Source organism: Rhodococcus sovatensis (genome assembly GCF_037327425.1).
In the GTDB taxonomy this organism is placed as follows: domain Bacteria; phylum Actinomycetota; class Actinomycetes; order Mycobacteriales; family Mycobacteriaceae; genus Rhodococcoides; species Rhodococcoides sovatense.
In genome coordinates this window covers 3285135-3308262 of record NZ_CP147846.1, presented here as the reverse complement: position 1 = coordinate 3308262, position 23128 = coordinate 3285135, and the positions used below count along the sequence as shown (strand labels likewise).

Annotated in this window: 24 protein-coding genes; 13 read left to right on the top strand and 11 right to left on the bottom strand. The window is 63.2% G+C overall.

Annotated elements, in window-relative coordinates:
• Positions 1 to 7: 7 nt before the first annotated feature.
• Genes WDS16_RS15265 through WDS16_RS15255 form a run of 3 tightly spaced genes read left to right on the top strand, consistent with a single transcriptional unit; the run spans position 8 to position 3231 of the window.
• Entirely contained in the window at positions 8 to 784 is a 777-nt protein-coding gene (locus WDS16_RS15265) for an ABC transporter permease (protein ID WP_338886089.1), read from the top strand.
• Positions 781 to 1923, top strand: coding sequence for an ABC transporter substrate-binding protein (locus tag WDS16_RS15260; protein WP_338886088.1), 1143 nt, complete (start codon positions 781 to 783; stop codon positions 1921 to 1923). Before WDS16_RS15265 ends, WDS16_RS15260 begins: the two co-directional genes overlap by 4 nt.
• Entirely contained in the window at positions 1924 to 3231 is a 1308-nt protein-coding gene (locus tag WDS16_RS15255) for an aspartate aminotransferase family protein (protein WP_338886087.1), read from the top strand.
• A gap of 70 nt (positions 3232 to 3301) precedes the next feature.
• Here the strand turns inward: WDS16_RS15255 and WDS16_RS15250 are convergent, their stop codons facing one another.
• The 3 genes from WDS16_RS15250 to WDS16_RS15240 all read right to left on the bottom strand — a co-directional run bounded on the left by WDS16_RS15250 (position 3302) and on the right by WDS16_RS15240 (position 5803).
• Positions 3302 to 4663, bottom strand: coding sequence for an FAD-binding oxidoreductase (locus WDS16_RS15250; protein ID WP_338886086.1), 1362 nt, complete (start codon positions 4661 to 4663; stop codon positions 3302 to 3304).
• Positions 4664 to 4733: 70 nt separating this feature from the next.
• Positions 4734 to 5252, bottom strand: a complete 519-nt coding sequence (locus WDS16_RS15245) for a DUF3558 domain-containing protein (protein ID WP_338886085.1) — start codon at positions 5250 to 5252, stop codon at positions 4734 to 4736.
• Between the two features lie 8 nt (positions 5253 to 5260).
• Positions 5261 to 5803, bottom strand: a complete 543-nt coding sequence (locus tag WDS16_RS15240; RefSeq protein WP_338886084.1) for a DUF3558 domain-containing protein — start codon at positions 5801 to 5803, stop codon at positions 5261 to 5263.
• A gap of 195 nt (positions 5804 to 5998) precedes the next feature.
• On the opposite strand from WDS16_RS15240, the gene WDS16_RS15235 reads away from it, so the two are divergent.
• Positions 5999 to 6310, top strand: coding sequence for a hypothetical protein (locus tag WDS16_RS15235; RefSeq protein WP_338886083.1), 312 nt, complete (start codon positions 5999 to 6001; stop codon positions 6308 to 6310).
• Here WDS16_RS15235 and WDS16_RS15230 read toward each other — a convergent pair.
• Together WDS16_RS15230 and WDS16_RS15225 are read right to left on the bottom strand one after the other, a co-directional pair.
• Positions 6307 to 6945 (bottom strand): Type 1 glutamine amidotransferase-like domain-containing protein, encoded by a 639-nt coding sequence (locus WDS16_RS15230; protein ID WP_338886082.1) that lies wholly within the window; start codon positions 6943 to 6945, stop codon positions 6307 to 6309. The genes WDS16_RS15235 and WDS16_RS15230 overlap by 4 nt on opposite strands.
• Positions 6942 to 7382 (bottom strand): HIT family protein, encoded by a 441-nt coding sequence (locus WDS16_RS15225; RefSeq protein ID WP_338886081.1) that lies wholly within the window; start codon positions 7380 to 7382, stop codon positions 6942 to 6944. The genes WDS16_RS15230 and WDS16_RS15225 overlap by 4 nt, the downstream gene beginning before the upstream one ends.
• Before the next feature lie 253 nt (positions 7383 to 7635).
• On the opposite strand from WDS16_RS15225, the gene WDS16_RS15220 reads away from it, so the two are divergent.
• The 3 genes from WDS16_RS15220 to WDS16_RS15210 are packed head-to-tail and all read left to right on the top strand — an operon-like array spanning position 7636 to position 10528.
• The gene (locus WDS16_RS15220; protein ID WP_338886080.1) at positions 7636 to 8763 is read left to right on the top strand and encodes a Re/Si-specific NAD(P)(+) transhydrogenase subunit alpha; all 1128 of its coding nucleotides are present in this window, start codon (positions 7636 to 7638) and stop codon (positions 8761 to 8763) included.
• Complete coding sequence (locus tag WDS16_RS15215; protein WP_338886079.1) at positions 8763 to 9089, top strand: NAD(P) transhydrogenase subunit alpha; 327 nt, start codon at positions 8763 to 8765, stop codon at positions 9087 to 9089. Before WDS16_RS15220 ends, WDS16_RS15215 begins: the two co-directional genes overlap by 1 nt.
• Positions 9089 to 10528, top strand: coding sequence for an NAD(P)(+) transhydrogenase (Re/Si-specific) subunit beta (locus WDS16_RS15210; protein WP_338886078.1), 1440 nt, complete (start codon positions 9089 to 9091; stop codon positions 10526 to 10528). Before WDS16_RS15215 ends, WDS16_RS15210 begins: the two co-directional genes overlap by 1 nt.
• Positions 10529 to 10571: 43 nt before the next feature.
• Here WDS16_RS15210 and WDS16_RS15205 read toward each other — a convergent pair whose 3' ends face one another.
• A complete protein-coding gene (locus tag WDS16_RS15205; protein WP_338886077.1) occupies positions 10572 to 11261 on the bottom strand; it encodes a hypothetical protein in 690 nt (229 codons plus the stop codon).
• Positions 11262 to 11355: 94 nt separating this feature from the next.
• Complete coding sequence (locus tag WDS16_RS15200; protein WP_422395673.1) at positions 11356 to 12585, bottom strand: MFS transporter; 1230 nt, start codon at positions 12583 to 12585, stop codon at positions 11356 to 11358.
• 260 nt (positions 12586 to 12845) lie between these two features.
• Here WDS16_RS15200 and WDS16_RS15195 point away from each other — a divergent pair, with 260 nt between their 5' ends.
• Positions 12846 to 13214, top strand: coding sequence for a hypothetical protein (locus WDS16_RS15195; protein ID WP_338886075.1), 369 nt, complete (start codon positions 12846 to 12848; stop codon positions 13212 to 13214).
• Between the two features lie 202 nt (positions 13215 to 13416).
• On the top strand, positions 13417 to 14439 hold the full coding sequence (locus tag WDS16_RS15190; RefSeq protein ID WP_338886074.1) for a phosphotransferase family protein: 1023 nt from the start codon (positions 13417 to 13419) through the stop codon (positions 14437 to 14439).
• A gap of 26 nt (positions 14440 to 14465) precedes the next feature.
• Here WDS16_RS15190 and WDS16_RS15185 read toward each other — a convergent pair whose 3' ends face one another.
• Together WDS16_RS15185 and WDS16_RS15180 are read right to left on the bottom strand one after the other, a co-directional pair.
• Complete coding sequence (locus WDS16_RS15185; RefSeq protein WP_338886073.1) at positions 14466 to 14918, bottom strand: thioesterase family protein; 453 nt, start codon at positions 14916 to 14918, stop codon at positions 14466 to 14468.
• A 6-nt stretch (positions 14919 to 14924) separates the two neighbouring features.
• Positions 14925 to 16124: a benzoate/H(+) symporter BenE family transporter gene (locus WDS16_RS15180; RefSeq protein ID WP_338886072.1), complete on the bottom strand. Its 1200-nt coding sequence runs from the start codon at positions 16122 to 16124 to the stop codon at positions 14925 to 14927.
• 76 nt (positions 16125 to 16200) lie between these two features.
• On the opposite strand from WDS16_RS15180, the gene WDS16_RS15175 reads away from it, so the two are divergent.
• Positions 16201 to 17682, top strand: coding sequence for an FGGY-family carbohydrate kinase (locus WDS16_RS15175; protein WP_338886071.1), 1482 nt, complete (start codon positions 16201 to 16203; stop codon positions 17680 to 17682).
• Here WDS16_RS15175 and WDS16_RS15170 read toward each other — a convergent pair.
• Positions 17667 to 18428: a glucose 1-dehydrogenase gene (locus WDS16_RS15170; RefSeq protein WP_338886070.1), complete on the bottom strand. Its 762-nt coding sequence runs from the start codon at positions 18426 to 18428 to the stop codon at positions 17667 to 17669. The genes WDS16_RS15175 and WDS16_RS15170 overlap by 16 nt on opposite strands.
• A complete protein-coding gene (locus WDS16_RS15165; RefSeq protein ID WP_338886069.1) occupies positions 18425 to 19447 on the bottom strand; it encodes a sugar-binding transcriptional regulator in 1023 nt (340 codons plus the stop codon). The genes WDS16_RS15170 and WDS16_RS15165 overlap by 4 nt, the downstream gene beginning before the upstream one ends.
• A 174-nt stretch (positions 19448 to 19621) precedes the next feature.
• Between WDS16_RS15165 and eltD the strand changes: the two genes are divergently transcribed.
• From eltD to WDS16_RS15150, 3 genes are all read left to right on the top strand, one after another.
• Positions 19622 to 20713 (top strand): erythritol/L-threitol dehyrogenase, encoded by a 1092-nt coding sequence (gene eltD, locus WDS16_RS15160; RefSeq protein ID WP_338886068.1) that lies wholly within the window; start codon positions 19622 to 19624, stop codon positions 20711 to 20713.
• Positions 20714 to 20779: 66 nt separating this feature from the next.
• Positions 20780 to 22156 (top strand): ABC transporter substrate-binding protein, encoded by a 1377-nt coding sequence (locus tag WDS16_RS15155; RefSeq protein ID WP_338893470.1) that lies wholly within the window; start codon positions 20780 to 20782, stop codon positions 22154 to 22156.
• Positions 22157 to 22180: 24 nt separating this feature from the next.
• Positions 22181 to 23128, top strand: coding sequence for a sugar ABC transporter permease (locus tag WDS16_RS15150; RefSeq protein ID WP_338886067.1), 948 nt, complete (start codon positions 22181 to 22183; stop codon positions 23126 to 23128).

Below are 23128 nucleotides of genomic sequence, written 5' to 3'. Positions count from 1 at the left end.
TGACGACATGAAGGTATGGCTACCGCCCGTGGTGTTCGGCGTTCTGATGGTGGTGGTGTGGCAACTCGTCACCGATGTCGGCGGGTTGCCGTCGTTTCTTCTTCCGTCGCCGTCCGCCATTGCCGAACAGTTCCACGCCAACCTGGGCAATATCACGACTGCATCGATCGCTATCGGCAAGAACGCCCTGATCGGGCTCATCGTGGGATCGATACTCGGGCTGGTCTCGGCGGCTGTTGCCGTGCGGCTACGAGTGGTCGACGAACTGCTGTCGCCGATCGCGGCTGCTGCGGCCGCGATTCCCATCGTTGCGCTCGCGCCGGTGTTCAACTCGATGTTCTCCGCAACCACCGACTTCCCTAGACGACTCGTGGTGACGATCGTCGTGTTCTTTCCGGTGTTCGTCAGTGCTGCCAAAGGACTACGCCAAGTGGCTCCCGTCCACCTGGACTTCATGCGCTCGTGTGCTGCGTCGAACTGGGAAATCACGCGGCACGTACGCTTCCCGATGGCATTGCCGCTCGTGTTCACCGGGTTGCGAGTGGCGGCTCCCAATGCTGTCATTGCTGCCATCATCACCGAGTACTTCGGTGGACTCCAGAACGGACTGGGGTCGCGGATCACGTCGGCGGCGTCGAATACTGCGTACCCCAGAGCGTGGGCGTACGTGGTCGGCGCGATCGTCGTCGGCTTGTTGTTCTTCCTTCTCGTGCTGCTACTCGAACGACTCGTTGCCCGGCGACCTGCACGTGCAGTGCGGGCGGACTACAGGAGAACCCCGTGATCGCTTCTTTTCGTCGACGTCCAAGAGCAGTCGCTGCGGCAGTCATGGCGGTGGCGCTGCTGGCGACAGCATGCAGCACGACCACCGACACCTCGACCGATGCCGACGGAAATGCAACGGTCAAGCTGCAGCTGCAGTGGTTCAAGCAAGGCCAGTTCGCCGGCTACCTTGCGGCGCTCGACCAGGGTTTCTATGCGGACCAGGGCCTGAACGTCGAGATCCTCGACGGTGGAACCGATATCGTTCCGCAGACTGTGCTCGCGCAAGGGCAGGCCGACTACGCGATTGCATGGGTTCCGAAGGCATTGGCGTCGAGGGAAGCGGGCGCGGGCATCACCGACGTCGCGCAGATCTTCCAGAGATCCGGGACGTTGCAGGCGTCGTTCGCAACGGAGAACATCACCGGCGCCGTAGATCTGCGCGGCAAGACCGTCGGAAACTGGGGTTACGGCAACGAGTTCGAACTGTTCGCCGGGATGACCGAGGCTGGTCTGAATCCGTCGAGCGACGTGACATTGGTGCAGCAGCAGTTCGACATGAACGGTCTCCTCTCCGGTGACATCGCGGCCGCACAGGCAATGTCGTACAACGAGTACGCGCAGCTGCTGGAAACGGTGAATCCTGCTACGGGACAGCTCTACACGGCGGCAGACTTCACCACTATCGACTGGAACGACGAAGGCGTCGCCATGTTGCAGGACGCAATCTGGGCGAACACCGAAAAATTGTCCGACGACGCCTATCGCGAGCAGACGGTCAAGTTCATCGCCGCCTCGCTGCAGGGATGGTCGTTCTGCCGCGACAACGTCGAACAATGCCGGGACATCACCGTCGCAGCTGGGTCGACCCTCGGCGCAAGCCATCAGCTGTGGCAGGTCAACGAGGTCAACAAGCTGATCTGGCCGTCCCCTGCAGGCATCGGAACCATCGACGAGGCGTCGTGGAACCGAACCGTCGAAATTGCCAAGTCGACGAAGAACGCCGAGGGGTCGACGGTGCTCACGGCCGATCCCGATGCCGAGGCGTACAGCAACGAGTACGTGGCCGAAGCGCTCGATCTGTTGAAGGCGGACGGTGTGGACGTGACCGGGGAGTCCTACGCTCCCATTGAGGTGACGTTGGAGGAAGGCGGCAAGTAGATGGATCATGTGTTCTATTCCTGGGCGGCGCAGGCCGAGCTGAACCCGGTCACGATCGACGGTGCATCAGGATCGTGGTTCTGGGACGACAAGGGCAACAGGTATCTCGACTTCTCCTCCCAGCTCGTCAATGTCAATCTGGGACATCAACATCCGGATCTGGTGGCGGCGATCATCGAGCAAGCACAGATCCTGACGACGATCTCGCCGACGGTTGCCAACGCGAAACGCAGTGAGCTCGCAGCTCTCGTCGCTGAACGAGCGCCGGGGGATCTGAACCGTGTGTTCTTCACGACGGGCGGTGCAGAAGCGGTCGAGCATGCCGTTCGCTTGGCTCGTCAGCACACCGGTCGGACGAAGATGCTCGCGGCTTATCGTTCTTATCACGGTGGTACAGGGGTGGCGATCGGACTGACCGGCGAACCGCGCCGGTGGGGCACCGAACCGACCAACGTCGACGTCGTCCGGTTCTTCGGGCCGTACCCGTATCGGTCACCGTGGGGGACGACGACGCCCGAGGACGAGACGACGGCTGCACTCGCGCACCTGCAGCAGGTCATCGAATTGGAAGGCGCGCAGAACATTGCGGGCCTGATCCTCGAGTCCGTCGTCGGCACCAACGGGGTTCTCGTCCCTCCGCCCGGTTATCTCGCAGGTGTGCGCGAGCTGTGTGATCGATACGGGATCGTGTACATCGCAGACGAGGTCATGGTCGGATTCGGCCGTGTCGGTGAGTGGTTCGCGTGCCAAGCGTGGAACGTCGCCCCGGATCTGATCACGTTCGCCAAAGGCATCAACTCGGGGTACGTACCGCTCGGAGGTGTCGTGATCTCCGAGCGCATTGCCTCGAAGTTCGACCACAAGCCGTATCCGGGCGGTCTGACGTATTCGGGGCATCCATTGGCCTGCGCGGTCGGAGTGGCCTCGATCGAGGTGTTCGAGCGTGACGGGATCCTTCCGCACGTTCGATCGGTGGGGGAGGACGTGCTCGGTGGCGGCCTGGCCAAACTGGCCGAGTCGCACCGCAGCGTCGGCGAGGTCAGGGGCAAGGGATTCTTCTGGGCCATCGAGTTGGTGAAGGATCAGCAGTCGAGGGAGCCGCTCGTACCGTTCGCGGCGTCGGGTGCAGATGCCTCGCCGATGGCCGAGGTCACCGCAGCTGCCAAGTCGCGGGGTCTGTGGCCGTTCATAGCGGGCAACCGAATACAGGTAGCTCCGCCGCTCACGACCAGCGAGGACGAGATCAGGCAGGGCCTGGAAATACTCGACGAGGTTCTGGCGGTCGCGGACGAGTGCGCTGCGCGCTAGTGGCACGATTAAGTGCACGTGAACATACTTAACCGCGCCACTGGGGGCGGAGCTCCCAGCGCGGCCAGGCCTACAGAACTGCCCCTGGATTGAGGATGCCGTCGGGATCGAGCGCGGTCTTGATGCGCTGCGTCAGCTTCATGACGTCCTCACCCACCTGATCCGGTAGCCACGCCTTCTTGAGCCGCCCGACGCCGTGCTCGCCGGTGATGGTGCCACCCAGCGAAATTGCAAGGTCCATGATCGCACCGAAGGCGATATTGGCTCGTCGTTCCATGTCCGCATCGGCGGGGTCGAAGACGATCAGCGGATGGGTGTTGCCATCACCTGCGTGCGCGATCACGGCGACGAGGACCTCGTACTTCTCCGAGATCCGCTCGATTCCCTCGACCAGGTCCGGTAGAGCCGGAAGGGGAACTCCGACGTCCTCCAGCAGGAGACTTCCCAGCCGTTCCACCGCGGGGATCGCGAACCGCCGAGCCGCGGCGAAGGCCTCGCCTTCCTCGGGATCGTCGGTGGTGAACACGTCCGACGCGCCCGAATCGGTACACGCTGCCGCCATGATCTCGATCTCGCGCTGACGATCTGCACCGGCCGAGTCCGATCGCGCGATGAGCATCGCCGCCGCGTCGCGGTCCAGGCCCATTTTCATCGCATCTTCGACGGCACCGATCGATGCTCGGTCCATGAACTCGAGCATCGACGGTCGAAGGTTGCGGGTGATGGCCAGGATGGCGGACGTCGCGTCACGTACGGAGCCGAACGAGGCGACGACGGTGCTGGCGGGCGGCTGGGCCGGAATCAGGCGGACGGTGATCTCGGTGATGACGCCGAGCGTTCCTTCGCTGCCGACGAACAGTTTGGTCAACGACAGTCCCGCAACATCTTTCAGTCGTGGACCGCCGAGCCTGACGGCGGTGCCGTCGGCGAGGACTACTTCGAGACCGAGCACATAATCGGTTGTCACGCCGTACTTCACGCAACACAGTCCGCCCGCGTTGGTGGCTGCGTTTCCACCGATCGAACACATCTCGAAGGACGACGGATCCGGCGGGTACCAGAGGCCGTGCTCGGCGGCTGCCGCCTTCACTTCGACGTTGAGCAATCCTGGTTGGGCGACGGCGATGCGGGTGACCGGATCGACGGTGATCTCGCGCATCAGTTCGGTGCTCAACACGATTCCGCCGTCGACAGCTGTTGCGCCACCGGATAATCCGGATCCAGCCCCGCGTGGCACCACCGAAACTCGGTGCTTCGTGGCCCATCGCATCACGGCCTGTACATCGGCTGTGCAGGTAGCGCGGACGACCGCCAACGGTGTACCCGCATTGGGATCCTTCGCCCAGTCCCGCCGGTACCCCTCGGTGACGTCGGGGTCGGTGAGGATCGCGCCGGCCGGTAGGGCCCGTTCCAATTCGGTCAGGTCGGTCATCGTGTGCTCTCCATCTCGATCAGCAGTGCTCTGCGACCAAGCCTATTGAACCGAGCGGTGATCCGAACCGTTATTGGTTGCGCTGCAACGTCAGTTCAGCAAGTCGCGTCGCCCCCTCGCAGGGGTCGAGCGCACCCCCGCGGTACTGCACCCACCACGTGACAGTTCCCGAGTATGACGCCGTGATGCCACACGAGGCCGAGTCGCCGGGCCTGCGGGAGAGAAAGGCACTCGTTCCGGACACGGTGACCGGCTCGACCGAGTAGTCGAGTTCTTCGGCCAGACTGCGTTCGCGACCGAGGGAGTTGTTCTCGTACCAGGCGAACGTGACGTCGATGATGCCCGAGGGGCCGCTGCCGGTCCACATGCAGACTGCGCCGAAGAAGTACTGGTCGACGACATCTGCCTGGACAGTCTCGGCGATCTTGTCGTCGGGTACCGCGACACACTCCTGCAGCAGCTTGTCGAACTCGGTGTTGCCGTCGCCTGCGCCTTGGGCCACCGGGGTGCCGTCGATTGTGGTGCTACAGCCGACGGCCAGTGTCAGGGCTGCGGCGCAGGTGGTGACGAGCAGGGCAGTTCGGTTCATGGTGGTCACTACTTCGCGTTCTCGACGGTCGCGCGCACCAGGTCTTCGACGACCTCGCAGCTGTCGCGCGGCGGCACCGCGAAGACGTAGTTCAGTGACCAGTGCAGGAATCCATCTCCTGACTCGACTCCTGCCTCGCAGGAGGCGTCGGTGCCTTTCGCCGTGAATCCTGGATGGCCGTCGACATCGATGATTCCGATTTCCCGCCCCATCTGACCTGCGACGGTGCGTTCTCGATCGATGGGGCTTCCGCGGTACCACGTGAACATGGCGTATGCGCCGGTGTCGACTGCGTCCCATCGACAGCGAACGGCATTCTTCGACGAGGAAGTGATGCCGCGGACGGCGGTGATCGATGCGATGTGCTCGTCCGTCATCGAGCCGCACTCGCCGACGAACAGTTCCTCGGTGTCGGGGCTGCTGGAGGGGGACGCGCTGTCCGTCGCACTGCCGGAGTCCGAACCGGAGCTCGAACACCCCGAGAGTGTGGAGCACCCCAACACGATGGCCGACACTACTGCCGCGCCGGCGATGGTTCCCCGCTTCCACACGATGACGAAGCCTACCGAGTACGGCGCCGAAGGGTATTCACAACACGCGCGCATCTAGTCACAACAGTCACACCAGCAACTCTGTTACCTGATCGATGCGCCGACGCAACGGAATGTTGTAGCTCGGAGGTCTAGCGTCCAGGCCAACGGTCGGCACGGTTTCACCGTCCCTACCGGCGACAAGGAGGCTCGAAGATGATGGATCCGCACCGGAAATCGTGGAACTACGTCGCTGCGATGTTCTCGTACGAATTTCAAGACGGTGGAGTCGAATACGACACCATCGAATCCATTCACCGCGGTGATGTCGGCGAATGGGTGACGGCATTGGCTCAGTCGGGCCTCTTCGAGAAGGCAACGGTCCTCGAGGCGGAGGACACCTGGAAGCAGCAACCACGGTTGTTGCTGGACATGCTTCTGCTCGACGCCGACGAGGTGACGCGTCGGCGGTGCATCATGGCGTGGTCTTCGCTCGATCGACTGGCACCGATCGCCCAGTTCGGCTAGATCCGTCCGCGCCGGTCTCCGTCGACGACGTATACCTGGTCGTCGTCAAGGGTCAGGTGTTCGACTCCGTCGCGGTGGTACCGCTCCACCATGGTGTCACCGACGTCGTGTTCATCGAGAATCGATCGAAAGTGCGGTACGAACGCGATATCGACCAGGCCGAGGCCTGTCCACAGGGTCGGCTCGCCGGTGGTCGGCGTCACTTCTGTCGGATCGTCGGCGGCTTCGATACCGCGTAGCGACGCCGATGCTACACAGGCACCGGCGCTGTAGCCGGCGAAAACGAGAGAACTATCGCGTACTCGCGACACGAGTGCCTCGTCGGCGCCGCACTGGTGCAGACGAGACCTCAGTACGAAGGTATTTCCTCCGCGCAGCCAGACCGTGTCGACGGAGTCGAGTTCGGCTTCCAGTGCGGCTGTTCGGCCCACGAAGTTTCGGAGATCGAGTTCCTTCGGCTCGTAGCCGAGTTCACGCAGTCCGTGAAGCTCGCTCGTCACCGCCGAGAGTCGAGCCGCTTCGGGCCAGCTGTCGGCAGCGTTGGCGATCACGGCAACACGCCCTGGGCCCGACGTGAGGGAGACGAACTCGTCAGCATGAGCGCCGAAGCGATACGACGCGAGGAACAGCTTCATCCGACCTCTTCGGCGGCCAGGCGTGCGAGACCTTCCCGGATCGCCGCAGCGGTGTGCTCTGGCTCCCGAAGTCGACGCGTCAGGAAGCCTCCGGCGAACCGGAGCTTGTCTCCCGTCCACCGCGGCACGACGTGAAGGTGAGTGTGAAAGACGGTCTGGAATGCGGCCTTGCCGTCGTTGACGACCAGGTTCGCACCGTCCGAACGTAGGTCCGATCGTCGAAGGGCTCGCGAGATGCGCTGGCCTGCTGCGAACACCGCGCTGCCGAGCGCCGGTTCCATGGAGTCGAGATCGGTGGAGTGCTGCTTCGGAATCACCAGAACATGCCCGCGAGCAATGGGGCGGATATCGAGAAAAGCCACCACGTCCTCGGTGTCGAGGACCGTTGTCGACGGGGCTTCGCCGGCTGCGATGGCACAGAAGACACAGTTGTTCACGCGGACCACTGTAGGCGGGCGACGCCGAAGTGCCTCCCTATGATGTCTGTCACAAGTTTGGCCACTACTGCACGTCGTGAATGTACGGATTCGATTCAGAGCCGGCCCGAGTGTGTCATGGGTTACCTTCCGTCTGCTGACTCTGGCTATCATCAGTGACCTTGTGCCTTGACGCATGGATTCGCCTGTTCGCCGGACGGTTACCCCCGTTCGCCGATCCGTAGGCATCATTCAACTCACGGAAGTCGGAGATTTGGAAACATCGCAGAGCACCGAGAGCGGGACGAACAGCGGGGTGGCGACGACGGTCGGCGTCGTGCGTGAGTCTGTGGAGGGCGAGCGCCGCGTTGCGTTGGTTCCCAAGGTCGTCGCGTCGTTGACAGGTAGGGGCATCCGCGTTCTCGTGGAATCGGGGGCGGGTCTGTCGGCCCTCATTCCGGACGAGTTGTACCTCGAAGCGGGCGCTGAGATCGGGGACCCGTGGTCTGCCGATGTGGTGGTCAAGGTCGCCCCGCCCACCGATGCGGAGATCGCGAAGCTCTCCGAAGGTTCGACGCTGATCGGATTCCTCGCGCCCCGTAACGCCGACAACAAGATCGACGCATTGGCCGCAGCCGGCGTGCAGGGGTTCGCGGTCGAAGCCATTCCGCGTATCTCTCGCGCTCAGGTGATGGATGCGTTGTCTTCGCAGGCCAACGTCGCCGGCTACAAGTCGGTGATTCTGGCGGCGTCGGAGTCGACTCGCTTCTTCCCGATGCTCACCACTGCTGCAGGCACCGTCAAGCCCGCGACAGTCCTCGTGCTCGGTGTCGGTGTCGCAGGACTGCAGGCGCTCGCGACGGCGAAGCGTCTCGGCGGGCGTCCGACTGGGTACGACGTGCGTCCCGAGGTCGCCGATCAGGTGCGCTCGGTCGGTGCGCAGTGGCTCGATCTCGGTATCGATGCTGCCGGTGAAGGCGGCTATGCGCGTGAATTGACCGAGTCCGAGCGCGCTCAGCAGCAGCAAGCTCTCGAAGAGGCAATCAAGAGCTTCGACGTCGTCATCACCACCGCTCTGGTGCCGGGACGTCCGGCACCGCGCCTGGTCACCGCGGCTGCGGTCGAGGGCATGAAGCCCGGCAGCGTCGTGGTCGACCTCGCCGGTGAGACCGGTGGCAACTGCGAGTTGACAGAGCCAGGACAAACCGTCGTCAAGCACGACGTCACCATCTGCTCCCCGCTGAATCTGCCGGCGACGATGCCCGAACACGCCAGCGAGCTGTACTCGAAGAACGTGTCCGCATTGCTCGAGCTGATGATCGACGAGAACGGTTCACTCGCGCCTGACTTCTCGGACGAGGTGCTCGCGCAGTCCTGTGTCACCAGAAAGGCAGAAGCCTGATGTACACCCCACTTCTCGCGAATATCGCGATTCTCGTGCTGGCCGGTTTCGTCGGCTTCGCCGTCATCTCCAAAGTGCCCAACACACTGCACACGCCATTGATGTCGGGCACGAACGCCATTCACGGCATCGTCGTTCTCGGTGCGCTGATCGTTCTCGGCCGACTTCCCGAGGACGCGTCCTGGGGCGTGCGAATCATCGCGTTCGTCGCACTGATCTTCGGCACCCTCAACGTCGTCGGCGGCTTCCTGGTCACCGACCGCATGCTCGGAATGTTCAAGTCCAAGCCAGTGCCTGCGAAAGCAGAGAAGGGTGCTGACTCCTGATGAACAATCTCGTCAACATTCTCTACATCGTCGCGTTCGGCATGTTCATCTACGGTCTGATGGGCCTGACCGGCCCGAAGACCGCCGTTCGCGGTAACTGGATCGCTGCGATCGGTATGGGTATCGCCGTCGTCGCGACTCTGATCGAGGTGCGCGACGCCGCCACGATCAACTGGATCCTGATCGCTGCAGGCCTGGCTATCGGCGTGCTGCTCGGTGTTCCGCCGGCCAAGCGCACCAAGATGACGGCGATGCCTCAGTTGGTGGCGCTGTTCAACGGCGTCGGCGGCGGCACTGTCGCCCTCATCGCCTGGGCCGAGTTCATCGAAACCGACGGATTCTCCGCGTTCCAGCATGGTGAAGAGCCGACGGTGCACATCGTCGTCGGATCGCTGTTCGCCGCAGTGATCGGTTCGGTGTCTTTCTGGGGTTCGCTGGTGGCGTTCCTGAAACTGCAGGAACTGTTGAACAAGAACGTGGAGAAGGCGTTCGTGAAGAACGCGCGCATTTTCCAGCTGACCAATATCGTGTTGCTCGTCTTCGCCGTCGCGGTGTCGATCTTCATCGGGGTCAAGTCCACTCCGGGCGAGGGCACGCCGATGTGGTCGATCGTGCTCGTGCTCGTCGCGGCGGGTCTGATGGGTCTGTTCGTCGTCTTCCCGATCGGCGGCGCCGACATGCCGGTCGTGATCTCGCTGCTCAACGCACTGACCGGTTTGTCCGCTGCTGCTGCTGGTTTGGCGCTGAACAACACTGCGATGATCGTGGCAGGCATGATCGTCGGCGCATCCGGGTCGATCCTGACCAACCTGATGGCGACCGCGATGAACCGGTCGATCCCGGCAATCGTGTTCGGTTCGTTCGGCGGCGGTTCCGACGCGGGAGTGGCCGCGGACGCATCCGGTGGCACGGTCAAGGCAACATCGGCAGCCGACGCCGCGATCCAGATGGCCTACGCCTCCCAGGTCATCGTCGTCCCCGGTTACGGTCTCGCGGTTGCGCAGGCGCAGCACGCCGTCAAGGACATGGCGTCGATCCTCGAGAGCAAAGGCGTCGAGGTCAAGTACGCGATCCACCCTGTTGCCGGCCGTATGCCCGGGCACATGAACGTGCTCCTGGCCGAAGCCGACGTCGAATACGACGCGATGAAGGAAATGGACGACATCAACGGTGAGTTCCAACGCACCGATGTCACCATCGTCATCGGCGCCAACGACGTCACCAACCCGGCAGCGCGCAACGACCCGTCCAGTCCGATCCACGGAATGCCGATCCTCAACGTCGACGAATCACGCTCGGTGATCGTGCTCAAGCGATCGATGAGCTCCGGCTACGCGGGCATCGACAATCCGCTGTTCACCGCAGATCGCACGTCGATGCTGTTCGGCGATGCCAAGAAATCGGTCAACTCGGTCATCGAGGAGCTCAAAGCTCTGTAGGCGACACTCCCTGACCCCCGGTGACTCGAGTAGTCACCGGGGGTCAGCGCATTCTCCGGCGGAATGCGAGTGCGGCCGTATCGAGCGGGTTCTGAGCCTCGCGTTCGGCAGCGATCGGGGAGTACAGCATCACTGCCGACGATCCCGCCCACCAGCCGACGACGATCAGCAGAGTCGTCGCGACGCCGACGATGCTCGCCGCGCCACCGACCACGGCGGCGCTGGAGACGGTGATCGCTGCGACAGCCCCCAGACCCCACACCATCGGCAGGAACCGCGGCGCAGCGACGAGCGTTGCCGCGCAGATCAGCGATATGCATGCGCACACGTAGCCGTTCGGGAGAGCGGATGCAGGTACCCAGCCGTCCGCCCAGGTCCGCACGGCTGCCGTAGTAAGTGAGGCGCCGACGACAAGTGAGATGACAGCGCCGATGCCGTACGGAAGTCTGCGGATCAACGTCAGGACAGTCAGCGCTGCGACGGCGACCAGGACCGGAGTCAGCCCGAACATCTGCAGCAGGGCATCGGCCGGGCCCGTCAGGCTCGGCAACATCACGCGCGAGTGCGGATAGGTGACACCGAGGGCCGGCAGGATCGACAGTACGAAGACCGATGCCAGGATGGACGCGGCGACCACGCCCAGCCGTACGAGCGTTCCGCGGCCGCGAGCTACCGCGCTCTGCTCGTCCTCGATTCCCTCCAGCTCGACCAGCTCCATGCTGTCGGTATCCATGCTCATCCCCGAGCAACCCCCTGTTGTTCCAATCCGCATACCTGTCGCCTACGAGGATGCAACACGACTCTGAGCGTGCGATGTGAAGGAGCCGTCAACCTGCTTTTCGTGTTGCGGCGTCTCGGGGCCGCACGACGCCTGCTGCTGCTGCCGCGATCGACGTCAGCACGAGCGGCACGACCATCGCGGTCGTCAGCGAGAGAAAGTGCGAGGACCAACCGATCACAGCGGGCCCGGCGAGAAATCCGACGTACCCCATCCCGACCACCCTCGACATGTTGGTGGCTGCGGCACCCGATCCGAGGTTGCCTGCGCTCGAGAAGATCTGCGGGACGCTGCCGGACAGCCCGAGTCCGAAGGCTGCCCAGCCTGCCAGCGTCAGCGGCAACCAGTCGGACACGAACACGAGGAGCATGCCGGCTGCCGCGATCAAGTTTCCGTACCGCACCACCGCGACAGGTCCGAAGCGTCCGCTGACACGGTCGGCACAGAACCGGCCGACAGTCATCGTGGCGGCGAAGAATCCGAACGCCAGTGCGGCGGTACCGTCGGAGGCGCCCAGGTGTTCCTTCACTTGGAGTGTGCTCCAGTCGTTCGCCACTCCTTCGGAGAGAAGCAGGGCGAATGCCAGTGCGCCCAGCGCGAGAACGCGGGCCGAGAATCTGCCGTGGCCGACCTCCGGCGTGGCTTGCTGTGGCCCGTCGAGCGTGTTCGAGACGTCGAGGAGATACGGACGGCAGAGCGCTACGGCGGCCAGCCCGAGGAGGGCTGAACCTCCCATCGATACGACGATGGGGATGTCGGTGGCCAATGTCGCCGCTCCGACGAGAGACCCGATGACACCGCCCACGGAGAACAAGGCATGAAAGGCCGACATGATCGGCCGCATGTACGTCCGCTCCACGTCGACGGCTTGCGAGTTCATCGAGACGTCGAGGGAGCCGTTGAACATTCCGAACGCGAACAGTGACAGTCCGAGCGTGACCATGTGGGTCGACAGCGCCGGCCCGAGCAGCGCTACCGCTAGAAGCGATCCGGAAATGTTAACGAGTCGATCACTTCCGTACCTGTCCGACAGTGGACCCGACGCCTGCATTCCGACGATCGCGCCGGCGGCGAGCACGAGTAGAAGCGATCCGAGAGTGGCGTGTGAGATGTCGGTGCGGCGTTCGATCGACGGGATGTGAACCACCCACATCGCGAACAGGAACCCGTTCACTCCGAAAATTCCGAAGACGGCGACTCGTGCCCGACGGGTGCTGGCGGATACGTGCACTGACTTCGGGACCACGACAGGCAACGCTACCTGGCCCTTCGCCGGCATCCTTGTTTCGATGGCGATGTGCCGACAGCGTGAAGAGGATTCGAATCCGAACGGTCACGGGATGGTTTCAATTGATGTGACGCTTATCACATCATTCGGTTTGGTCTGGCGGCGCTCGTCGAATTGGGCGTAGTTTCAACGGATCGGGCAAGAGCGCAAATTTGTTACACCGAATTTTGTAACGATATGGACACGGTGCCGTGGAAGTCGAATCAGCGGCCGTAAGGCACCGCGCAGCGTAGCCGATCGAAGGAGAAATCATGACACTCGCAGATACCCGTCCCGAAGTCACGACGCCTGCATCGAGCGACTCCGCTGAACTTTCTACCAGCCAGCTCGAGATGATGCGCGCGTTCTTCTGCTACGAGTTCGAGGTTGAGTTGCTCGACCGCGAGTCGATGCCTGTCGTCACCGCTGAGGCCGTCGAAGAGTGGATCGAAGCACTCGAACACAGTGGCCTCTTCGTCGCTGCCGAACTACAGACCATGAGTCACGCGTGGCGCGCCGAGCCGGAAGCTCTCGTCTCCCTCCTGATCGGTGACGTCGATGAGGTCGCCGCCAAGCGTGACGTCGTCGAGCTCGAGGTTCCGGGCGCTGCTGACAAGGCGTCGTTCCTCCGCGCCAGCTGACCTGCCTTTCTTCAGCAGGAAGCCCTGTGGCTCCTGCACACGCGAGCCGAGAACGGCGTCGCAGGCATACGCCTGCGACGCCGTTCTGCTGTGCTGCCGTTCTGCTGTCTGTGCCGTGCGGAGTTCACACAGTCGGTGATGCGAACATGCAAGAGTGGCACAGGATCTTTCAGACGCCCTCGCATCCGACGAAAGGACATCGATGACGACCGATGTGGACTTCTCCGCAATCTCCGAATGGATCGGGGGTCTTGGAATCGGCGCAGTGTCACCACTGACCTTCGAGCGAGTGGGCAACGGACAGTCCAATCTCACCTACGCCGTCAGCGATGCAGGTGGAAGCCGCTGGGTACTGCGCCGACCGCCGCTCGGTCACCTCCTCGCGTCGGCTCACGACGTAGTACGCGAGTACAGGATTCTGACGGCGCTACAGAACACCGGGGTGCCGGTCCCCAAGATGATCGCGCTCACCGAGGATGCCGCCGTGTCGGATGTTCCGCTGGTATTGATGAGCTACGTCGACGGTGTCGTCCTCGATTCCGTGACCAAGGCGAGCGCCATCGCTGAGAGTGTGCGAGCCTCGGTCGGGCACAGCATGACGAGCGCGCTCGCAGACATCCACCGCGTCGATCTCGAGAGCACCGGGTTGCTCGACCTGGCGAGTCACAAGCCCTATGCCGAACGTCAGCTGAAGAGATGGACGACTCAGTGGGCGAACTCGAAGTCCCGAGACGTTCCCGCGATCGATTTGCTCGCCGAACGCTTGGCCGCCAATATCCCGGATCAGCGTGAGCTCACTCTCGTGCACGGAGACTTCCATCTCAACAACGTGATCACCTCGCCCTCTGATGGATCGATCGTTGCGGTCGTCGATTGGGAACTCTGCACGCTGGGTGATCCACTGGCGGATATCGGTGGTCTGCTCGCGTACTGGCCCGAGGCGGGTGATGCGGTCGCTGGCCCGTTCATGGCGTCCACCCTGCCCGGGTTCCCGTCGCGCGCAGAATTGACCGCCGACTATGCAGCCAAGACGGGACGCGATGTGTCCGCGGTCGGATTCTGGCAGGCACTGGCACTGTGGAAGCTGTCGATCATCGCCGAGGGCGTGATGCGTCGGGCCGAGGCGGACTCGCGTAATCGCGCGGGTGCGGGAAGTCCCACGACGTCGTTGATCGACGACATCGTGGCGCGAGCTCTCGGTGTCGCCGACGACATCGGCATCTAGCGCCGGAGGGATCTAGCTCGGGGGATTTAGCTGGGGATGATGAGAGTCCGCGCTGCAGACTCGATTTCCGCGGGGATCGCCACCGGCGTGCGGGTCTGGGCGTCGACGTAGACGTGGACGAAACGACCGGTGGCAGCTAGCTCCAGTCGGTCGTCGGGCGCTTCGCGAAACAATGCGAGCGCGTAGACGATGCTGCGGGTGCCCAGCTTCTCGACCGACAGGCCCACCTGAAGCGCGTCGGGGAACGACAGCTCGCGGTGGTAGCGGCACGAGGTCTCGGCGACGACGCCGATCGCCGACAACTGTCTGATGTCGACACCGGTGGTGTGCATCAGCCAACCGTTCACCGCGGTGTCGAAGAACGAGTAGTACGTGACGTTGTTGACGTGACCGTAGTGATCGTTGTCTTCCCACCGCGTTCCCAGTGGCCACAGAGCTGGGTAGTCGGCAGCGAACGCGCGATCGGAGGAAGCTGTCATGGCCGCCTACTCTATCGGCCTCGGGGCGAGAACCCAGCGGAGGACCAGACCGACCACCAACGCCCAGAACGCGGATCCGATGCCGAAGATACCGATACCCGACGCAGCGATCAGGAAGGTTGCGATGGCGGCCTCACGTCCTGTTTCGTCCCTCAGCGCGCCCGCGAGCGACGCGCCGAGCGTCCCGAGAAGCGCGAGTCCCGCGACGGTTTCGACGACGCCGGCGGGGGCGACTGCCACGAGCGTCGCCACCGCGGCCGAACACAGGGCGAGCAACAGGTAGAACCATCCTGCGCTCGATGCCGCGATCCATCGTTTCCGTGGATCCGGATGCGCAGTGGGGGCGGCCGCGAGCGCAGCGCTGATCGCAGCGAGGTTGATGGTGTGCCCGCCGAGTGGGGCTCCGATGACAGTTCCGATTCCAGTGACACTCATCGCTGGGCGCCACGGCACGTCGTAGCCGAAGGACTTCATGACGGCCATCCCCGGGATGTTCTGCGATGCCATTGTGACTATGTACAGCGGCAGCGCTATGCCGATGATGGCTTGCCACGTCCAGTGCGGAACCGTGAAGTCCACGCGCGGTATCAGTTCCGATGCGCTCGGCACACGATCTCCGGCAATGACGTCGATCCCGATGACGATCGTGGCCGCACCGAACGCCGCAGGCACTGCCCAGCGTTTCGAGTAGCGTTGCAGTACAAGCCAGACGAGGACAACGGGCGCGATGACGGCGGGCGATGCCGCGAATGCCGTCACGGGTTTCAAGCACAGCGGCAGCAGGACACCGGCAAGCATCGCCTGCGCGAGCGAGGTCGGAATCGACGTGATCAGCGCCCCCAGCCGCGGCCACATACCTGTGGCAACCACCAGCAGCCCGACGACGACGAAGGCGCCGACTGCTGCAGGCCAACCCCCGGCGACCGCTCCGGTTCCCGCGAGCAGGGCGGCTCCCGGAGTCGACCACGCGAGGGTGATCGGCTGCCGGTACCGGCGTGCGAGATACAGCATTCCGATCGCCTGGGTCACGCAGATCGCCAGCAGACCCGACGCGGCCTCGGCGGGCGACGCGCCCACTGCCCGAAGTCCGGTGAGGACGACCGCGAACGAGCTGGTGAATCCGACCAGCGCGGCGACGATGCCTGCGCTGATGGGTTGTAGCGCGTTCGCAGTCGCGTCGGGCGCTGGATCGGTCGACTCTGGCACAGCTGACCATGATGCCCTGTCGCCCCGATGCCTGCTTACCGGCCACAGGTTCTCCCCGCTCCGATAGTGTCGAAGAGTGGAATTGTTCGTGGGAATCGATATGGGCACCGGCAGCAGCAAAGGCGTCCTCGTCACCGTCGACGGAGAGATTCTCGCATCGGAGCAACGAGCGCACACGATGTCGCTACCGCACCCCGGGTGGGCCGAGGTCGATGCGGAGGCCGTCTGGTGGGCGGATGTCTGTGCGATCGCGTCGACGCTGGTAGCTCGAGTCCCGGCAGGTTCGTCGATCGAAGGCGTCTGCGTCAGCGGTGTCGGCCCGTGCCTCGTGCTCACCGATTCCGAGCTCCGACCAGTACGCCCGGCCATTCTGTACGGCATCGATTCACGCGCCACGAGCGAAATCGTCGAGATGACCGAACTTTTCGGTGCAGCCGAGATCCTCTCTCGGTGCGGAAAGTCGTTGTCCAGTCAGGCCATCGGACCCAAGATCGAGTGGGTACGTAACAACGAGCCCGAGGTGTTCGCTCGAGCCACGCGTTGGTATGGCTCCAACTCGTACATCGTCGCCAAACTCACCGGTGAGTATGTGCAGGACCATCACACGGCAAGCCAGTGCGATCCGCTCTACTCGGTTCGCGAATTCGGTTGGAACACCGAATGGGTCGACCGCGTCCTCGGCGGCCTCGAATTGCCGAGGCTCGCGTGGCCGAGTGAGATCGTCGGTCGTGTCGATGCGCGCGGGGCCGAAGCGACGGGAATCCGTGTCGGAACACCGGTGGTTGCCGGCACTGTAGACGCGTATGCCGAGGCCTTCAGCGTCGGTGTTCGGCATCCGGGTGATCTCATGCTGATGTACGGATCGACGATGTTTCTCGTTCAGGTGCTGGCCGATTATCACACCAATCCTGCATTGTGGACGACCACCGGGGTGCAGTCGGGTACCTACGCGCTGGCAGCGGGAACGTCGACTGCGGGTTCACTGACCACCTGGCTTCAAACGCTCACCGGCGGTGCGCCGTTCGATGTGCTGATGCGTGAAGCGTCCGCTGTTCCGGCCGGTGCCGAAGGGTTGCTGGTTCTGCCGTATCTGGCAGGCGAGCGAACCCCGGTCTTCGATGCCGACGCACGAGGGGTGATGGCAGGGCTGACTCTCCGCCATGGCCGGGGGCACATCTTTCGAGCAGCGTACGAGGGAATCTCGTTCGGAATCAGGCAGATTCTGGAGATGTTCGACGATGCGGCCACCCCGGTGTCGCGAGCGGTGGCTGTCGGTGGTGGTCTACGCAGCCCGGTGTGGGCGCAGGCGCTGAGCGACATCACCGGTCGGACGCAGCTGGTCACCGAACAGACTATCGGTGCGAGCTACGGCGACAGTCTGCTGGCGGCGATCGGAGTCGGCGCGGTGTCGCCTGAAACCGACTGGGCTACAGTGGCATCCGAGGTTCCGCCGAATCCTGCCCACAAGGCGTTGTACGACGACCTCTACGGCAACTGGTTGCAGCTGTACCCAGCCACGCGAGACATCGTGCATGCCGGTGCTCAACTGACCAAGTAGCCACCGTCGACCGGTAGGTCGACGCCATTGATCATCGCTGATGCGTCCGACGCCAGCCATAGGGCTGTGTTGGACACTTCCGACGGCACGGCGAAGCGGCCCGCCGGAATTCGGCCGAGCATCGGCGCGGACTTGACCGGATCGCCCCACACCTTCTGGCCCATATCGGTGAGAACCACTGTGGGGCAGATGGAATTGGCCCGCACTCCGCGGCCGCCGAGTTCGAGCGCGAGGATCTTGGTCGCCATGATGATCCCTGCTTTCGACGTGCAGTACGCGTAGTGCTCCGGAAGCGGCCGTAGGGCAGCAGCCGAGGCGACGGTGATGATGGAGCCGCCGCCGGACTCTGCCATGGACCGGCCGACACGCGCGGCCAGAAGTGACGGGGCACGAAGGTTCACCTGCAGCACTTGGTCGAAGTGTGCGGTGTCGAGCGCGTCGACGGCTTCCGGATAGGAAATTCCAGCGTTGTTGACGAGGACATCGATGCCGTCGTATACGCCCACCGCTTCGTCGGCGAGTACGGTGGGCCCCTCGGGGCTGGACAAGTCAGCGACGAGGACTTCCGTTTCGGCGTCCACGGTGTCGGCCAGGGTCTCGAGAGTTCGGCGATCACGGCCCGACAACAGAAGGCGAGCTCCGGCTGCAGCGAACGTGCGCGCGATGTCGGCACCGATTCCCCTGCTGGCACCGGTGATCAGAACCCGCTTGCCATCCAGGCGAAGCGCCGTCGGGGAGCCTGTCATGAAACGTCCTTCCTGTCCTCGGCGGTGATGTGCGCGAGGATTTCCTGAGCTGTTGCCGGGTCGGTGACGAGTCGGTTGAAGAAGTGCGCACGCGCGCCGGTGATGATCGGCGCGACCTTGTCGAGACCGACCGCCACGGCAATTCCTACTGGAATCTTCGGTAGCGCAGCCAGTTCGACGGCGATGAGTCGGTCGGATCCGGGGAACGCGATCGAATTGCCGTCGCGGTCGTAGAAGCGTGAGCACACGTCGCCTACCGAATCGCGCAGAGACGCGGAGCCTGTCGGGACGAATCGAGGGATATCGGAACGCAGCAGGGGAGGAGCGCCGACGCCCATCAGAATGCACTTGGCCTGCGGCCACAGCTCCAGTACTCGCTGTATCGCGGGGTCGGAGTGGATGATCGCATGCAGGTCCGCTCCGGGGAGGGCGGGAGCGAACAGGTAGTTGGCACGCCCGCCGAGCTTGTTGGAGATGAGCCTGGTGATTTCGTTGGTCTGGTACCACTCCTCGGGTTGGTCGTTGCCACCCACGGTGGGGGCGACGAGTACTCCGGGAATTCGGTCGAGGTCGAACTGTGCAACCTCGTAGACAGTCCGCCCCGAAGACACCAGCAGGATGTCCCCGGGCATCAGCCCGACTGCACCGAGGGCCTTGGAAACGGCTGGTGCGAGGTAGCGACCCATGACGTCGACCGTCGGTTTGGACGGTGTTGCGGGAGGTAGCGGCGCGGACAGGTAGACGTTGTCGAGTCCGAGTGCGGTGGCGAGGCGCTCGGCCAGACCGTCCTGAGAGTAGGTGCTCGGTGCAATGACCTCGATGCGGACGATTCCTTGGCGTCGGGCCTCGGACAGCAGTCTGCTCACCGTTGCCCTGCTGGTGCCGAGTTTGGCGGCCACCTCGGCCTGAGTGGCTTCTTCGTCGTAGTACAGCTTGGCGGCGGTGTACAGCAGCGTGGGTGCGAAGTGGCTGCCGTCGGCAGACGGGGTTTGTTCGCTCGCGGAGCCGTTGGTCGCCATGGTCGTCAGTATCCCATTGAACATATGTGCACGGAGTTTGTTTGGATGAACATTCGTTCTGGACATATGTATACGCGTTCGATACTGTGAGCGCCAACACATCGCAACAGGGCAATATTTCACCTCACCCGCGCTGCCCACGCGGATCGAAACTGCTGCACAAGGAGTCACACGATGTCGGAAACGACAATTCCGGAGAAGATGGCCGCAGTCGTCTGCCATGGACCCGAGGACTACCGGCTCGAAGAAGTCCCCGTTCCGGTGCCGGGGCCGGGTGAGGCGCTCGTGCGCGTCGAGGCCGTAGGAATCTGCGCGAGCGACCTCAAGTGCTACCACGGTGCCGCCAAATTCTGGGGCGACGAAAACCGTCCTGCGTGGGCCGAGACCGACGTCATTCCGGGCCACGAGTTCGTCGGCGAAATCGTCGTCATCGACGACGAGGCATCCGCTCGATGGAACGTGGGCGTGGGTGACCGTGTGGTGTCCGAGCAGATCGTGCCGTGTTGGAAGTGCCGATTCTGCCTTCGTGGTCAGTACCACATGTGCGCGCCGCACGACCTGTACGGATTCAAGCGCCGCACACCCGGGGCAATGGCAAGTTACATGGTGTACCCGGCAGAAGCATTGGTGCACAAAGTATCCAAGAACATTCCGCCTGCCCATGCAGCATTCGCCGAGCCGCTCTCGTGCTCACTGCACGCCGTCGAGCGTGCGGGCATCACGTTCGACGACGTTGTCGTGGTCGCCGGCTGTGGCCCCATCGGACTCGGCATGATCGCCGGGGCGCGAGCGAAGAATCCGGCACACGTCATCGCACTCGACATGCAGCCCGAGAAGCTCGCGTTGGCCAAGGAATGCGGCGCCGACATCGTCATCGATATTCGCAACGAGGATGCCGAGAAGATCGTCAAAGATCTGACCGACGGTTACGGCGCCGACGTCTACCTCGAGGGAACCGGCCATCCGACCGCAGTTCCGCAGGGACTCAACCTACTTCGCAAGCTCGGCACGTACGTCGAATACGGTGTCTTCGGTAGCGACGTCACCGTCGACTGGTCGATCATCTCCGATGACAAGGAACTCGACGTGCTGGGCGCGCACCTCGGCCCGTACTGCTGGCCTGCCGCCATCCGCATGATCGAGTCCGGCGTGCTGCCGATGGACAAGATCTGCAGCCATCAGCTTCCGCTTGCCGACTTCCAGAAGGGGCTCGATCTCGTCGGTGCAGGCACCGAGTCCGTCAAAGTTTCGCTCATTCCGTCCTGATTCGCTCCTGCTCGACTCCCCTTGGAGACACATCACATGAGTTATCGTCAATTCTCGCGGCGGGACATGCTCCGCGCGATGGGTCTGGCAGGTGTCGCTGCGGCGTCGGTGCCGATCCTGTCCTCGTGCGGTGTCGGCGGCGCAGTGAACGCCGTCAACGGCGCGGGTGAGGTCACCGGGCCGTTCGATTGGAAAGCGGCGCAGGGTACGACGCTGAACATCCTGCAGACTCCGCATCCGTACCAGCAGTCCTTTCAGCCGCTGCTCGTCGAGTTCGAACAGCTCACCGGCATCACCGTCAACGCAGACCTGGTACCCGAGGCCGACTACTTCACCAAGCTGAATACCGAACTTGCCGGGGGCACAGGCAAACACGATGTGTTCATGCTCGGTGCGTACTTCATTTGGCAGTACGGGCCGCCCGGATGGCTCGAAGACCTGGGGCCGTGGCTGAAGAACAGCTCTGCCACCAGTGACGAGTACGACTTCGAAGACATCTACGAGGGTCTGCGAACGTCGACGAGTTGGGACTTCGAGCAGGGGTCACCGCTCGGAACCGGCGGTCAGTGGGCACTCCCATGGGGATTCGAGAACAACGTCGTCGCCTACAACAAGGCCTACTTCGACAGCAATGGCATCACGTTGCCGGATACGTTCGACAACTTCATCCAGCTGGCCATCGATCTGACCGATCGCTCGCAGAACCGATACGGCATCGCCACCCGCGGATCGAAATCCTGGGCGACCATCCATCCCGGTTTCATGACGCAGTACACCCGTGAAGGCGCGCAGGACTACGTCTTCGAGAACGGTGAGCTGCAGGCTCGGATGAACTCCGCGAAGGCCGTCGACTTCACCGAGAAGTGGATCGAGATGCAGAAGTTGGCCGGGCCCACATCGTGGACGTCCTACGACTACCCGAACGCTACCGGCGATCTCGGTGACGGAACCGCCATGATGGTCTACGACGCGGACAGCGCGACGTACCCCAAGAACAAGCCGGGAGCGTCGGCTCAAGCCGGCAACATCGGGTGGTACCCGGGACCTGCGGGACCGGACGGTAGCTACGCCACCAACCTCTGGACATGGTCGCTGGCGATGAACTCGATGTCGAAGAACAAGCACGCAGCCTGGCTGTTCATGCAGTGGGCAACGGGCAAAGAGGCGATGTCGAAGGCCGTTCAGGGCGGCATCTACGCCGACCCGGTTCGGAAGTCGGTGTTCGACGGCGTGTTCAAGGATCAGGTCGCCGATCAGGCGGGCTACCTCGAGACGTTCGAAACCGTAATCGATCAGTCCAAGATTCAGTTCACGCCGCAGAAGAAGTTCTTCGATACCACGCAGAACTGGGCGTCGGCTCTGCAGGACATCTACGGCGGAGACGACGCGCAGTCGCGTCTCGACGGACTGGCCAAAACCAACACCTCGAAGGTGAACCTGTGAGCACATCCGAGAAAGAGGTAGGTCATGGCCACTCAGACTGAAGGAAGGCGCACGACGGACGCGCCTGCTCCGAAGTCCTCCGGCAAGCCGGAAGTGCCGCGCTGGCGTCGCAAGCTGCGTCCGTACCTGCTGTCGGTTCCCGCTGTCCTGATCGTCATCGGCATTCTGTACCCGTTCTTCGTCGGCGCCTGGTATTCGTTCCTCAATTATGCTGCTGTGAACCCGAATCCGGTGTTCGTGGGCTTCGCGAACTACGTCAGTGTGCTCGGCGACGCGCAATTCTGGTCCAGTGTGCGGGTGACCGGGACGTTCGCGGTCGTCGCGACGCTCGTCGAGACGGTCATCGGTGTGATCATCGCGTTGCTGCTGAACCGATCGTCGATCGTCGGCCGCATCTTCGAGAAAGTTCTGATTCTGCCCCTGATGATTGCACCGGTGATCGCGGCGGTCGTCTGGAAGCTGATGTTCAATCCGCAGTTCGGTGTGCTGAACCACGTTCTGGGGCTGGGCAACACCTTCGACTGGTTGAGCAGTCAGAACGCGCTGTTCTCGGTCATTCTCGTCGACCTGTGGATCTTCACTCCCTTCGTGGCCATCCTGGTCCTCGCCGGTATCAGGTCGCTTCCGAAGGAACCCTTCGAGGCCTCCGAGGTCGACGGGGCCAGCTGGTTCTACATGTTCCGCAGGCTCATGCTTCCGATGCTGTGGCCGTACATCCTCGTCGCGGTGATCTTCCGATTCATGGACAATCTCAAGTTCTTTGACGTGCCATGGGTTCTCACCGCAGGTGGACCTGGTGTGGCGACGCGGTCGTTGCAGATCGGCGCCTTCGAGGACTCGATCATCAACCTCGACTACTCCCGCGGCAGCACCTACATGTTCCTGCTGTGGATCCTCGTGTTCATCACTGCACGCTTCCTCGTGAGCGTGCTCGGCAAAGCACAGCGGCGTGCCGCTGGAGCGGAGAACTGA

Coding starts and splice junctions, on each gene's coding strand:
- WDS16_RS15265 (WP_338886089.1), top strand. CDS start 8: ATGAAGGTATGGCTACCGCCCGTGGTGTTCGGCGTTCTGATGGTGGTG.
- WDS16_RS15255 (WP_338886087.1), top strand. CDS start 1,924: ATGGATCATGTGTTCTATTCCTGGGCGGCGCAGGCCGAGCTGAACCCG.
- WDS16_RS15250 (WP_338886086.1), bottom strand. CDS start 4,663: ATGACCGACCTGACCGAATTGGAACGGGCCCTACCGGCCGGCGCGATC.
- WDS16_RS15245 (WP_338886085.1), bottom strand. CDS start 5,252: ATGAACCGAACTGCCCTGCTCGTCACCACCTGCGCCGCAGCCCTGACA.
- WDS16_RS15235 (WP_338886083.1), top strand. CDS start 5,999: ATGATGGATCCGCACCGGAAATCGTGGAACTACGTCGCTGCGATGTTC.
- WDS16_RS15230 (WP_338886082.1), bottom strand. CDS start 6,945: ATGAAGCTGTTCCTCGCGTCGTATCGCTTCGGCGCTCATGCTGACGAG.
- WDS16_RS15215 (WP_338886079.1), top strand. CDS start 8,763: ATGTACACCCCACTTCTCGCGAATATCGCGATTCTCGTGCTGGCCGGT.
- WDS16_RS15210 (WP_338886078.1), top strand. CDS start 9,089: ATGAACAATCTCGTCAACATTCTCTACATCGTCGCGTTCGGCATGTTC.
- WDS16_RS15205 (WP_338886077.1), bottom strand. CDS start 11,261: ATGGATACCGACAGCATGGAGCTGGTCGAGCTGGAGGGAATCGAGGAC.
- WDS16_RS15200 (WP_422395673.1), bottom strand. CDS start 12,585: ATGCCGGCGAAGGGCCAGGTAGCGTTGCCTGTCGTGGTCCCGAAGTCA.
- WDS16_RS15195 (WP_338886075.1), top strand. CDS start 12,846: ATGACACTCGCAGATACCCGTCCCGAAGTCACGACGCCTGCATCGAGC.
- WDS16_RS15190 (WP_338886074.1), top strand. CDS start 13,417: ATGACGACCGATGTGGACTTCTCCGCAATCTCCGAATGGATCGGGGGT.
- WDS16_RS15185 (WP_338886073.1), bottom strand. CDS start 14,918: ATGACAGCTTCCTCCGATCGCGCGTTCGCTGCCGACTACCCAGCTCTG.
- WDS16_RS15170 (WP_338886070.1), bottom strand. CDS start 18,428: ATGACAGGCTCCCCGACGGCGCTTCGCCTGGATGGCAAGCGGGTTCTG.
- WDS16_RS15165 (WP_338886069.1), bottom strand. CDS start 19,447: ATGGCGACCAACGGCTCCGCGAGCGAACAAACCCCGTCTGCCGACGGC.
- eltD (WP_338886068.1), top strand. CDS start 19,622: ATGTCGGAAACGACAATTCCGGAGAAGATGGCCGCAGTCGTCTGCCAT.
- WDS16_RS15155 (WP_338893470.1), top strand. CDS start 20,780: ATGCTCCGCGCGATGGGTCTGGCAGGTGTCGCTGCGGCGTCGGTGCCG.
- WDS16_RS15150 (WP_338886067.1), top strand. CDS start 22,181: ATGGCCACTCAGACTGAAGGAAGGCGCACGACGGACGCGCCTGCTCCG.